15 protein-coding genes are annotated in these 12,121 nt (G+C 59.7%); 5 read left to right on the top strand and 10 right to left on the bottom strand.

Annotated features, from left to right (window positions below):
* Positions 1-52: 52 nt before the first annotated feature.
* Positions 53-1,480, top strand: a complete 1,428-nt coding sequence (gene rimO / locus QM647_RS05060; protein WP_414994383.1) for a 30S ribosomal protein S12 methylthiotransferase RimO — start codon at positions 53-55, stop codon at positions 1,478-1,480.
* Here rimO and QM647_RS05065 read toward each other — a convergent pair.
* Complete coding sequence (locus QM647_RS05065; RefSeq protein WP_414994384.1) at positions 1,477-2,112, bottom strand: CatB-related O-acetyltransferase; 636 nt, start codon at positions 2,110-2,112, stop codon at positions 1,477-1,479. The two genes, rimO and QM647_RS05065, sit on opposite strands and share 4 nt — an antisense overlap.
* Before the next feature lie 9 nt (positions 2,113-2,121).
* The gene (locus tag QM647_RS05070; RefSeq protein WP_414994385.1) at positions 2,122-2,625 is read right to left on the bottom strand and encodes a hypothetical protein; all 504 of its coding nucleotides are present in this window, start codon (positions 2,623-2,625) and stop codon (positions 2,122-2,124) included.
* 326 nt (positions 2,626-2,951) lie between these two features.
* On the opposite strand from QM647_RS05070, the gene QM647_RS05075 reads away from it, so the two are divergent.
* Positions 2,952-3,917 carry an alpha/beta fold hydrolase gene (locus tag QM647_RS05075; RefSeq protein WP_414994386.1) on the top strand — a complete coding sequence of 322 codons (966 nt, stop codon included), beginning with the start codon at positions 2,952-2,954 and terminating at the stop codon, positions 3,915-3,917.
* 36 nt (positions 3,918-3,953) lie between these two features.
* Positions 3,954-4,373: an Hsp20 family protein gene (locus tag QM647_RS05080; protein WP_414994387.1), complete on the top strand. Its 420-nt coding sequence runs from the start codon at positions 3,954-3,956 to the stop codon at positions 4,371-4,373.
* Here QM647_RS05080 and ptsN read toward each other — a convergent pair.
* The 8 genes from ptsN to QM647_RS05120 all read right to left on the bottom strand — a co-directional run bounded on the left by ptsN (position 4,370) and on the right by QM647_RS05120 (position 11,048).
* Positions 4,370-4,834, bottom strand: coding sequence for a PTS IIA-like nitrogen regulatory protein PtsN (gene ptsN / locus QM647_RS05085; protein ID WP_414994388.1), 465 nt, complete (start codon positions 4,832-4,834; stop codon positions 4,370-4,372). The genes QM647_RS05080 and ptsN overlap by 4 nt on opposite strands.
* Before the next feature lie 163 nt (positions 4,835-4,997).
* Positions 4,998-5,612 carry a ribosome hibernation-promoting factor, HPF/YfiA family gene (hpf, locus tag QM647_RS05090; RefSeq protein WP_414994389.1) on the bottom strand — a complete coding sequence of 205 codons (615 nt, stop codon included), beginning with the start codon at positions 5,610-5,612 and terminating at the stop codon, positions 4,998-5,000.
* A gap of 242 nt (positions 5,613-5,854) precedes the next feature.
* Positions 5,855-7,378: an RNA polymerase factor sigma-54 gene (gene rpoN / locus QM647_RS05095; RefSeq protein ID WP_414994390.1), complete on the bottom strand. Its 1,524-nt coding sequence runs from the start codon at positions 7,376-7,378 to the stop codon at positions 5,855-5,857.
* Positions 7,379-7,615: 237 nt separating this feature from the next.
* A complete protein-coding gene (lptB, locus tag QM647_RS05100) occupies positions 7,616-8,383 on the bottom strand; it encodes an LPS export ABC transporter ATP-binding protein (RefSeq protein WP_414994391.1) in 768 nt (255 codons plus the stop codon).
* Between the two features lie 4 nt (positions 8,384-8,387).
* Positions 8,388-8,843: a lipopolysaccharide transport periplasmic protein LptA gene (lptA, locus tag QM647_RS05105; RefSeq protein ID WP_414994392.1), complete on the bottom strand. Its 456-nt coding sequence runs from the start codon at positions 8,841-8,843 to the stop codon at positions 8,388-8,390.
* 124 nt (positions 8,844-8,967) lie between these two features.
* Positions 8,968-9,663, bottom strand: coding sequence for an LPS export ABC transporter periplasmic protein LptC (gene lptC / locus QM647_RS05110; RefSeq protein ID WP_414994393.1), 696 nt, complete (start codon positions 9,661-9,663; stop codon positions 8,968-8,970).
* 18 nt (positions 9,664-9,681) lie between these two features.
* Positions 9,682-10,302: a ribonuclease D gene (locus tag QM647_RS05115; protein ID WP_414994394.1), complete on the bottom strand. Its 621-nt coding sequence runs from the start codon at positions 10,300-10,302 to the stop codon at positions 9,682-9,684.
* An 83-nt stretch (positions 10,303-10,385) separates the two neighbouring features.
* Positions 10,386-11,048 carry a dienelactone hydrolase family protein gene (locus QM647_RS05120; RefSeq protein WP_414994395.1) on the bottom strand — a complete coding sequence of 221 codons (663 nt, stop codon included), beginning with the start codon at positions 11,046-11,048 and terminating at the stop codon, positions 10,386-10,388.
* 167 nt (positions 11,049-11,215) lie between these two features.
* Between QM647_RS05120 and QM647_RS05125 the strand changes: the two genes are divergently transcribed.
* Both QM647_RS05125 and QM647_RS05130 read left to right on the top strand, forming a co-directional pair.
* Positions 11,216-11,554: an ArsR/SmtB family transcription factor gene (locus QM647_RS05125; RefSeq protein ID WP_414994396.1), complete on the top strand. Its 339-nt coding sequence runs from the start codon at positions 11,216-11,218 to the stop codon at positions 11,552-11,554.
* A 111-nt stretch (positions 11,555-11,665) separates the two neighbouring features.
* A complete protein-coding gene (locus QM647_RS05130) occupies positions 11,666-12,112 on the top strand; it encodes an SRPBCC domain-containing protein (protein ID WP_414994397.1) in 447 nt (148 codons plus the stop codon).
* The last annotated feature ends 9 nt before the right edge of the window (positions 12,113-12,121 follow it).

The following is a 12,121-nucleotide window of genomic DNA, read 5'->3' on the forward strand; positions in this document are numbered from 1 at the left end:
TCTGTATGGGAGGCTTAAGCCATCATCCCCCCACAAGTTCAAGCTTTTTCCTATGACCCGTTCTGTCGCGCCCAAAATTTCCGATGTCCAAACGGATGCCCAGCCCAAGGTCGGCTTCGTATCCCTGGGTTGCCCCAAGGCCCTGGTCGATTCCGAACGCATCCTGACGCGCCTGAAAGGCGAAGGCTACGATACCTCGGCCTCCTATGCCGGCGCCGATGTCATCGTGGTCAATACCTGCGGCTTCCTCGATTCCGCCAAGGAAGAAAGCCTGAACGCCATTGGCGAAGCCCTGGCGGAAAACGGCAAGGTCATCGTCACCGGCTGCATGGGCGGCGAAGAAGACCTGATCCGTTCGCGCTTCCCCAATGTCGCCGCCGTCACCGGCGCGCACCAGTATGACGCGGTGATGGACGCTGTCCATAACGTCGTGCCGCCGAAGCCCGACCCTTTCCGCCCGCTGGTGCCGGAAGGCCCCGGTGTGCGCCTGACGCCGAAGCACTATTCGTATCTGAAAATCTCCGAAGGCTGTGATCACCGCTGTTCCTTCTGCATTATTCCTTCCCTGCGTGGCGATCTCGCCTCGCGGCCGGTGGCGGATGTCTTGCGCGAAGCCGAAACTCTGGCCAAGGCGGGCGTCAAGGAACTGCTGGTCGTCTCTCAGGATACCTCAGCCTACGGGCTCGATATCAAATATGCGCAAAGCGAATGGCGCGGCCAGAACTGGGACGCCTCGTTCGAGGACCTGTCGCGCGGCCTGGGCGAACTCGGCATCTGGGTGCGCATGCACTATGTCTACCCCTATCCGCACGTCAATGCGGTCATTCCGCTGATGGCCGAGGGCAAGATCCTGCCCTATCTCGATATCCCCTTCCAGCACGCCTCGCCCAAGATTCTCAAGGCGATGAAGCGTCCCGGTAATCAGGAAAAGACGCTCGACCGCATCCTCTCCTGGCGCGAAATCTGCCCGGACCTGACCCTGCGCTCCACCTTCGTCGTCGGTTTCCCCGGTGAGACCGAGGCCGATTTCAACTTCCTGCTCGATTGGCTGGAAGCGGCGCAGATCGATCGCGTCGGCGCCTTTGCTTACGAAAACGTCGAGGGTGCGGCCGCCAAGCTGCTGCCCGATCATGTGCCGGAAGAGGTCAAGCAGGACCGCCTGGCGCGCTTCATGGCCGTGGCCTCGCGCATTTCGGCGCAGAAGCTGGCCAATAAGGTGGGCCGCATCGAGGACTGCCTGGTTGACGATATCCGCAATGACGGCACCGCCATCGCCCGCACGAAAGGCGATGCGCCGGAAATTGACGGCCATATCTTCCTCAAGGGCTTCAATGGCCTGAAAGCCGGCGACATCGTTAAGGCGAAGGTCACAAAGGCCGACGCCTATGACCTGTGGGGCGAGCCGGAAGGCCTGATCAAGCTCAATCGCGTGCCTGGTGCCACGCCGCGCCGGATGCACAACCTGATTATGCGCCGTTAAGCCACTTTCAACGCGGCAACATCCGCGCCTTCGATGGCGGTGAGATGGGCTTCGATCCGCTCGATCGGCCAGTCCCACCATTTTATTTCCAATAAATCGGAAATGATTTCATCGGAGAAGCGTTGACGGATAACCTGCGCCGGATTGCCGCCGACAATGGTATAGGGCGCGACGTCCTTCGTCACCACGGCACCGGACGCGATAATCGCCCCCGAACCGATGGTAACGCCCGGCATGATCATGGCGCCATGACCGATCCAGACATCATGCCCGACCACGGTGTCACGGTGCGGCAGCTTGATATAGTCGATCATGGTTTCCGGCCTGAAGACGCGGAAGGGATAGGTGGAGAACCCGCCCATCGGATGATTGGCCGACGAGGTGATGAAGGTCGTGCCGTGGGCGAACTGGCAGAATTTGCCAATCATCAGCTTCTCCTGGCTGATCGGGAAGAGATAGGGCGCCAGGGTCTGCGCCCAGTTGGTCTGCGGCATGAAATTCGACGCATAGGAATAGGCGCCGACCGAAATGCGCGGATGGTCGATGACGTTTTGCAGATAAACCGTATTGGTGATCACCGTGCCATCGGGCGCGGTGATCGGATGGACGGCATCCATATTGAGCAGCGGCATAAAACCTCCTCAGAACTTGGCCGTCAGGCGGCGTGACAGGCGCGTCTTGATGCGTGCCAGGGCGGCTTCGGAGGCCGGATGGATGAAGTCGTAGCCGATTTCGGCCCAGTCGGGATCATCTTTCTCGTAACCCAGACGCGGCAGGATTTCGAGCGAGGTCACGAAGGCCTGCTGGCGGTAGGGCAGCAGGACACCGCCATGAGCCGCCTGATGCGCCCTGGCCTCCTCGTAATTGCGAAACCAGTGATTGATCGAGTCCTTCAAACCGGGTGCAGCGAAGATTTCGGAAAAATCGACCTCTTCTGCGGCGTTCTTCAGCGCTGTCCAGGTCGGGAAACCGGCCTCGTGGGCGATCACGGTCAGGGCGTGCTTGAGCTGCAGGCCGGCGGGGGCGTTTTCCAGGTGGCGGAAGCGGTCACGCGCCGTGGCGTCATCGGCGCGCGCGGCTTTCAGCAGTCGGGCGGCGTCGCGTTTATACTGGTCGATGGGTTTGAGGTCATGCGTATCGGGCATGAAAAATCTCCTTTGTACAAAGGCTTTTCCCCATCCCGGAAAGCCACAAAAGAGCAGATTATGAGCAGCAAGGTCTTGCAGCAGGAGGACGTAAACGTCTTTCGCGGGGCTGAGCCGTCCTGCCGGCTCGATGGCTCAGATAGCGGCAAAACGCCTGAAAAGCAAGCATCAGGGGAAAGTCCTGTCAGGGCGTTTGCATTTTCTTCATGATTGGGGCGCGAAGTGATGTTAAGATTTCGAGCGCATCCCAAAAAGTGTGCTGCACTTTTCGGATTAAGATGCGCGTTAAAGAACGACAGCGTACCCCATAAATACGGGCGGGCAGATTGATCAATCTCAAGGACACGCTTCAGGGCTTAGGCCATGCGCCGGACGTTGTGCCCGATCTGGGCGCCGCGATCGGTGGTGTGCTGAAAAAGGGCCCGGCCTATCAGGACCGCTGGTGGCTCACCGAAGATGGCCTGCGCATGTATGCCCGCGATTACCCCGCTGCGGCCGGGCGGGTGCGCCTGCCGGTAATCTGCCTGCATGGCCTGACGCGCAATTCTTGTGATTTCGAGGAGGTGGCACCTTATATTGCCGCGCTCGACCGCCGCGTTATCGTGCCGGATTTTCGCGGACGCGGCCTGTCGGAAAACGATCCCAACGTACTCGATTATCATCTGTGGACCTATGCCCGGGATATCCTGCAGCTCTGCGACGCCTTCGGCATCGGTCAGGCAATCTTCATCGGCAATTCGATGGGCGGTTTGGTGACTATGGTGCTTTCCACCCTGCGGCCCAACCTGATCAAGGCGGCCATACTCAACGATATCGGCCCGACTCTGGCGTCGAAGGGACTGGCGCGGATTTCGGCCCTCGCCGCCATGCCGCGCCGGGCGATGCGCAACTGGCAGGATGCCAGTGCTTTTGTCGCCGAACAGTATCGCATGGTCTTTCCCGGCCATACCTCGGCGGACTGGCTGAAATTTGCCCGCCGCGTTTTCCGCAAGGGGCGCGACGGCAATCTGCACCTGGCCTATGATCCGCGTATTACCGATGCCTTCAAAGGACTTACGGTCGGCGAAGCCGCCTATGACATGGCCCCCTGCTATGCCAGCCTGGCGCATGGCCGCAAGATATTGCTGCTGCGTGGCGCCCTGTCGGATGTGCTCGATGCCCCCGAGGCGAAAAAGATGGTGGTCTCCAAGGACGTGCAACGCGTCGATATCGACAATGTCGGCCATGCGCCCCAGCTGACCGAGCCGCAGGCGCGCACGGCCATCACGGACTTTCTTGAATCTCTGGGTTAGAAGGCCCATATCACACCTTATAGAGTGAGGGTGCTGATGACGCGGACCGTGGTTTTTGACAGCCCGTTTTTGCTGGGTTTTGACGACATGCGGCTGCTGATCGAGCGTGTCGGCCGCAGCCATGACAATTACCCGCCCTATAATGTCGAGGCCTTGAGCCCGGATCATATCCGGATCAGCATTGCCGTGGCCGGTTTTACCGCCGATCAGCTGCGCATCGAGGTCAAGGGCGCGCACCTGACCGTTTCGGCTTCGCGTGACCGCACCGGCGAGGCGCCCGAACGTGACTATCTGCATCGCGGCATTGCCTTGCGCGGCTTCAATCGCGCCTTCGTCTTGAGCGATGGGCTGGAAATCATAAGGGCCAGCCTGGCCTATGGGCTGCTGCATATCGATCTCGCCCGGCCCGCGCCAAGCGATGAGGTCAGGATTATTCCGATCGAGATAACGGATTAAGCGGCGTTCGAATCCGCGATATCGGTCAGCAGGGCGTAGAGCGCGTCAGTATTTTCCGTCTTGCGCAGCTGTTCGCGCAGGTCCTTCTGACGCAGGACGCGCGATACCTTGGCCAGGGCGCGCAGGTGCTCGGTGCCGGCATTTTCCGGCGCCAGCAGGGCGAAGATCAAATCCACAGGCATGTCATCGATGGAATCGTAATCGACGGGGTTATCGAGGCGCACGAAAATACCGTGCATGCGCTCCAGGCCACGGATTTCGGCATGGGGCACAGCGACACCCAGGCCAACGCCGGTCGAGCCCAGCTTTTCGCGATCGAGCAGGGCCTGATGCACTTCGGTGGCATCGACGGCCAGCAGGCGTGCGGCTACGTCCGCCACCATCTGAAGCGCCTGGCGCTTGGAATTGACGCTGACATTGCCGAGTATGGCGCGGCGATCCAGCAGGGTGGTCAGGAACATGATAAATCCGTGGTCGTCATTACGGCTTCCCCATTAGCCTCACGCGGCGACCGGGTCGCGGTGCAGCCTTGCCATAGAGAAGCACAACCCGAAGGTCAAGCGACTCTCGTGACAAGGCTGGCGCGATCGCGTTCGTCGTTCCCCGGATACCTGTTCTTATCGGTTACTGAGTGGTGACCTTGGCGCGGGTGCGTTCAGGGTCGATCCAGCCGATATTGCCGTCCGGACGGCGATAGATGACCGACAGGCCGCCATGGGCCGCATTGCGGAACATGATGGCCGGATAGTTGGACAGTTCCATCTCCGCCACGGCGGTGGAGACCGTCATGGTGCGCAGCGCCGTCTCGGTTTCGGCGATGATCATGGAATGTGGGGGCGAGCTGTGGTCCATGCCGTCATCCAGCTCGACCTCGGCCTCGCCATCGTCATCGAAGGCGCGCAGCACCGTCACATTCGCCGTTTCCTCCTTGGCCGGCGTGCCGTTATGATGCTGCTTCAGGCGGTTCTTGTAGCGGCGGACCCGCTTTTCCATATTGTCCAGGGTTCCGTCAAAAGCGGTATGGGCATCCCCGCCGAAGGCGTGCGATACGAGCGTCTGTCCCGACGCCAGTCGTATCCAGCAATCCGCCTTGAAGAGATAACCCTGCTTCGAAATGGTGACTTCGGCATCGCCGCCGCGCTCAAAATACTTGGAGATACCTTGAGTCAACTGCGTTTCGATGCGCTCGCGCAGAGCCTCACCGACTTCAACCTGTTTTCCATTGACTTGAACTTGCATAGCGATATGTCGCTCCGTTCTTAAAAAACAAAAGAACCGTCGCCGATCTGGAGGAGCCGGCGGCAAATGAGTGTCCGCCATTTTGGCGGCGGACAGGAGAAGCTTACGCCTCTGCGTGACAATGGGAAGTCAATAAAATGTGTAGGGGCTGCGTCATATGGGCGCCCCATTCACCTTGATTATTATGGACTATTTACCAATTTCGCGCGCATACTGTCGCCGCGAAGACGCCTGTCGGGTGATTATCGACTTTGCCGCTTGCGTTCTACGGACGAAGGAATGCGCAGGGCCTCGCGATATTTGGCCACGGTGCGGCGGGCGATATCGACCCCGGCTTCCTTCAGAATTTCGACGATCCGGTCATCCGAAAGGATCTCGCCGGAGGTCTTTTCGCCGTCAATGAGGGTCTTGATCTTGTGACGCACAGCCTCCGCCGAATGGGCCGAGGTGCCGTCATTCGAGGCGATGGACGAGGTGAAAAAGAACTTCAGCTCGAAGACGCCACGTGGGGTGGCGACATACTTATTGGAGGTCACACGCGAAATGGTCGATTCGTGCATGCCCACGGCATCGGCCACGGTTTTCAGGTTCAGCGGGCGCAGATATTCGACGCCATAGACGAAGAAGGCATCCTGCTGGCGGACGATTTCGGCCGACACCTTGAGGATGGTGCGGGCGCGCTGGTCCAGGCTCTTGATCAGCCAGTTGGCCTGGTTCAGGCATTCGCTGAGATAGGTCTTTTCCGCATCGGAACGGGCCGAGGTCGCCACCTTGGCGTGGTATTTCTGGTCGACCAGAACGCGCGGCAGGGTATCGGAATTGAGGTCGATGCGCCAGCCGCCGGCGGAATCCGGACGCACGAAGACATCCGGCACCACGGCCTGGGAAGGTTCGGCACCAAAGGCGGCGCCGGGGCGGGGATTAAGCGATTTCAGCTCGGCGATCATCTCGGCCAGGTCTTCATCATCAACGCCGCAGGCCTTGCGCAGGGCCGACAGATCGCGGCGGGCCAGCAGTTCGAGATTGTCGATCAGGGCAGCCATGGCCGGATCGAAGCGATTGCGCTCGATCAGCTGTAGCTTCAGGCATTCCGGCACGCTGGTGGCCATGATGCCGGTGGGCTCGAAGCCCTGGCAGGCGGTCAGCACCTTTTCGACCAGTTCCAGTTCGCAGCCCAGGCGATCGGCGATTTCAGCCAGCGAGGCGCGCATGTAACCCGCTTCATCGACCGCATCGATCAGGATCTGCGCGATGGCCATTTCCGGCGCACTGAAATGGGCGATCAGGGCCTGGTCGGTCAGGTGTTCGGTAAGGGTCTTTTCACGGCTGAGGGCGCGCTCCAGGCTGTCGTCGTCGCCGTCATAGCCGCTGCCACCCTTGCCGGCCTTTGACCAGTCGACCATCGGGCCTTCGCCGGCATCAGCGGTTTGCGATTCGCGTTCGCGCACGACCGGCTCGTCATCGCCATAGACATCGGAGGCCGAGGCGTCGAGATCGGCATTGGCGGTTACGGTGTCGCGGTCGCCGAGCTCCAGTTCGCGGGATTCGCCGGTTTCGCCCGAAGGCTCGGCTTCGCGCGGTTCGCTGACCTCGCCTGCGGGGTCGCTGTCATCGCGCTGGAGCAGGGGATTGCGTTCCAGTTCGGTCTCGATCACCGCCTCAAGCTCAAGGTTCGACAATTGCAGCAGCTTGATCGCCTGCTGCAACTGAGGGGTGATGACCAGCCCCTGACCTTGCTTGAGTTCTAACCTTTGACCGAGCGCCATTGAGAGCCTTTAAGCGCAATCCGAAAAGTGGTCGCCACTTTCCGGATTGCGCGCCAACTGAATAGACCGTTTGCGTCATACTGGCCGCAAATCGTCTATATTTCTTTAGCCCCGGCAATTTTTGCGGCAGCCATGTGAAAATCAGCTGCCATTCTGCGTTAACAAATGCTGTCGAATGGTTAATGCGCGGTCATAAATCGGCAAATTATGCCCAGCGATCCGATGTTTAGGCGAAGCCTAGTTGAAGGATTCACCGAGATAGACGCGCTTGACTTCAGGATCGTGAGTGATCTGCTCGGCCGTACCTTCGAAGAGTACTTCACCGGAATGAATGATCGAGGCGCGATCGACGAGATCGAGCGTTTCGCGGACATTGTGGTCGGTGATCAGTATGCCGATGCCGCGGCTTTTCAGGTACATGACCACTTCGCGGATGTCGGAGATGGCCAGAGGGTCGATACCGGCAAAGGGCTCATCCAGCAGCATGAAGGAGGGCTTGCCGGCCAGTGCGCGGGCGATTTCGACGCGGCGGCGCTCACCGCCGGAAAGGGCGGTAGCCGGGGAGTGGCGGATATGGGTGATACGCAGTTCTTCCAGCAGGCGGGTGACGTCCTCGCGCACCTTGGCCGGGTCTTTTTCATTCAGTTCGAGCACGGCCAGGATGTTCTGTTCCACCGACATGCCGCGAAAGATCGAGGCCTCCTGCGGCAGATAGCCCACACCCATGCGCGCGCGCTGGTACATCGGCTGGTGCGTGATGTCCTGGCCATCGAGGCGAATGGTGCCGTAATCGGCTTCGACCAGGCCCGTGATCATGTAGAAGCAGGTCGTCTTGCCTGCACCGTTCGGACCGAGCAGACCTACGACTTCGCCACGTCCGAGCCTGAGATTGACGCTCTTGACGACGGCGCGTTCCTTGTAGGTCTTGCCAATCCCTTCGACCACAATGCCTTCGTTGGCGGCATCGGGATGGGCGGACGGGTTAAGCTCTTCGGCGGCAAACATAGGCTTACTTCTTGTCCGAATAGATGACGGCCTTCACACGGCCGCTGCCGGCATCGGCATCGAAATTGGTCGTTTTTTGCGTCAGATCATAGACGAGGCGGGTGCCGGTGGTAACGTTCTGGTTCTGGGTCAGGATGACATCGCCGGTAACGACCATCTGATCGGTGGCCTTGGTATAGACCGCCAGGTCGCCCTTCATCGTGCTGTCGGAGGTGACATAATAGATATTGCCGGTGGCGACCATGGTGATAACTTCCCCAAAGCCCTTGCCGTTCGGACCGGGCTGGCGGGTAATGACCACCTTGTCGGCACGCAGGCGGGCATCGTCCTGGGTAACTTCCACCCGGCCAGTAACGGTCTGGGTGTGGGCCAGTTCATCCATGTGCATGGAATCGCCGCCGACCAGGACCGGGCTGTCGCTGCCCGAAACCTGTGCGTGGGATACGCCGATAGCCGCCAAGCAAGCGGCGCCAATTCCGGCCGCGCACATTGCCATCACAAGCTTTTGCCTTTTCATTCCGTCGCTGTCCCTTTGATAGCGGTCTGTGCGGCTTTGGGCCGCCCGTGGCCGCTCGTTAGTCCGGTTATTCCTTTATCAAGGCCCAGGCCTTTGTATCGCCTCTGCCCTTGACATCGATGGAGCGGCCCTTGTCCATCACAAGGAAGGATTCCCCCACTATATGCCCCGCCGTGCCGTCTCCTTCAACGTGTTTGTCGCCATAGACAATCGATTTATCGATATCGACAATGGCCTTCTCCGTACGCAGCACGAAATCCGATCCGCCGGCTTCGATCACCACGTGGCCGGTCATGGTGAATTTATTGGTGGTCTGGTCGAAAACGCCATTGGCGGCTGATACCTTGGTGGGGCGCTCGGTATCGTCGCTGCGGAATTCCATGTTTGGCGCCTTGAGGCTGATCTTTGTAGCGTTCATGCCCTTGCGGACCGCCTCAAGGCCGCTGATGACATAACGGTCGCCATTGTCACCCTGTCCGTAATAGCGCGGGTTGGTGTAACGAATCTCATCGAGATTGCCGCCATAGACATTCAGCGAATTGATGAGGGTCTGGATGCCGATCCAGCCAACATTGAACACGCCGAGCGCGATGATCAGACCCGGCAGCAGCCGGCGCAGCAGATGGATCAGGCGCGAGCGACGGCGCACGGCGGCGACCTGTTGCGCCAGCCGAACGTGGCGCTCGGCGGTCTCGGCCTCCAGATCTATCGGTGCGGCCACGCCAAGCGGCTGGAGTGGTTCATGAAGCTCGGTCAGGGTCATCGGATACCTTGGGGCGGGCTATGCCCAGCTATGGGCGAAGATATCGCAATCTTCCCACCCTGCCAAATCCAGTTTGACGCGGTGCGGCAGAAATTCCATTGCGGCCTTCGCCAGATGGTCGCGGCCCTCGCGCGCCAGCATGATGTCCAGCTTTTCTTTCAGGGCATGCAGGTGCAGCACGTCGGAGGCGGCATAGGCCAGCTGTTCCGGCGACAGGTTGGCCTGTCCCCAGTCCGAGCTTTGCTGCGCCTTGGACAGATCGACCGCCAGCAGTTCGCGGGTCAGGTCTTTCAGGCCGTGGCGGTCGGTATAGGTGCGCGCCAGCTTGGAGGCGATCTTGGTGCAGTAGACCGGAGCCGTGGTAACGCCGAGATGCAGTTCGAACATGGCCATATCGAAGCGGCCGAAATGGAACAGCTTGAGCACGGCCGGATCGGCCAGCAGCTTTTTCAGGTTCGGGCAATTGTAAGATGCGCGGTCCATGCGCACGACATGGGCATGGCCGTCACCGGCGGAGAGCTGGACGACGCAGAGGGGATCGCGGCGGAAGCGCAGGCCCATGGTCTCGGAATCAATGGCAACGGCCGGCCCCAGGTTGAGTCCGTCCGGCAGATCGCCTTCGTGGTAAAATACGGTCAAGTCAAATGCCTCTTCGCTAGGACGATAACGCCAGTCCCCGTTTGCGTTTTGGCCTAATCCCAAAAACCGGAAAGGTCAATCGGCTACAGCTTCGCGCGCAGGAAGGCCATCATCCGTGTCCAGGCCTGTTCGGAGGCCTGCGCGTCATAGACTTCCGGGCGCGTCTTGTTGAAGAAGGCGTGATCGGCATCGTAACTGTAGATTTCAGGCGTGTTGCCGGCGGCGGTCATAGCGGTTTCGATATCGGCCACGACGGCCGGCGTCACCCAGTCGTCCTTCTTGCCGAAATGGCCCTGGAAGGGAATTTTGATGTCGGCCGGGTCGGCAAAGGCTTTCGGTGGAACGCCATAGAAACAGACCGCGGCCTTGAAGCCATCGAGACGGGCCGAGGCACCGATGGCCAGCGCGCCGCCCATGCAGAAGCCTATGACGGCGACCGACGGATTGAGAGTCTTCAGATAGTCCAGCGCCGCCGAAATATCCTCGTGTACCGCACCGGGGAAATCCAGGCCGTTCATCATATGGCTGGCTTCATCGGCATCGGCGGCGATCCGGCCGTGATAAAGGTCCGGCGCCAGGGCATTGAACCCTTCGAATTCGAAACGGTCGACAATCGATTTGATATGGTCGTTCAGACCCCACCATTCCTGGATGACGATCACGCAGGGACGCGATTTATCGATATCGGAGAGATAGGCGTCGAGCGAACCGCCGTCCGGGCGGGTGAGGGTGATCATGCGGCCCATGGGCGGACTCCTTGCGTCGGGTTCAAGGCGGTGTTTTTAATGCAGTTCACGTCCGTATCACAGGCGCTGGCGAGACTTTTTTTGATATCCGTGTTTTATAATTTGACTCAGGCATTAATTTAACCGATAGGTTATTTAACGAATTGGTTAAATTGAGGCCCGGCACCATGTCCTCCGATCGCCTGTCCCAAACCCTGAACGCTTTGGCCGACCCGACGCGCCGTGCCATACTGGCCCGCCTGTCACTCGGTGAAACCTCGGTCAGCGAACTGGCTGAGCCGTTCGATATGAGCCTGCCGGCGGTTTCCAGGCATCTCAAGGTACTGGAAAAGGCCGGGCTGATCTCGCGCGGCCGGGAAGCGCAGTGGCGCCCCTGCAAGCTGGAGCCGGAACCGCTGAAAGAGGTCGATGCCTGGATCGGTGAGTATCGCAAGATGTGGGAAGCCCGCTTCGATCGTCTCGATGCCTATCTCAAGACATTGAAGCCCGACGGTCCCACAAACTAATTTGAATTGAGGCGGTGGATATGTGGTGGCAGTACTACAGGCAGATCTGGGAAGCACGCCTTGATCGTTTGGCCGTTTATCTGAGAAGCTTTAAGGAGAGGGAAGCGAAACATGACTGAGACAACCGATACGCCGGCCTACAAGGTGATCAATCGCCGCCGCCTGCCGTTTTCGGCCGCCCAGGTCCATGGCGCCTTCGCCGATCCGGAACAGCTGAAAATCTGGTGGGGACCGCACGGTTTCACCAACCGCATCGATACTTTCGACCTGCGCGTGGGCGGCCGGTGGCTGTTCACCATGATCAATGAGAACGACCGCGAATTCGATAATATCAAGGAATTCCTCGAAGTCTCGCCTGAGCGGATCGTCATGCAGCATATCGAGCCGATGCACGATTTTGTCATGACCATGAGCTTCGATCCGGTGGACGAGAACGCCACCGACCTGACCTGGATCATGAATTTCGCCCCCGGCCAGGACCCCAATCTGGCACCTTTCCTCGAAGCCGCCAACGAACAGAATTTCGACCGGCTCGAAGCCCACCTGCAAACCCTCTGAGGACTAAAA

Origin of the sequence: Asticcacaulis sp., from assembly GCF_047605585.1 — a bacterium.
Taxonomy (GTDB): Bacteria; Pseudomonadota; Alphaproteobacteria; order Caulobacterales; family Caulobacteraceae; genus Asticcacaulis.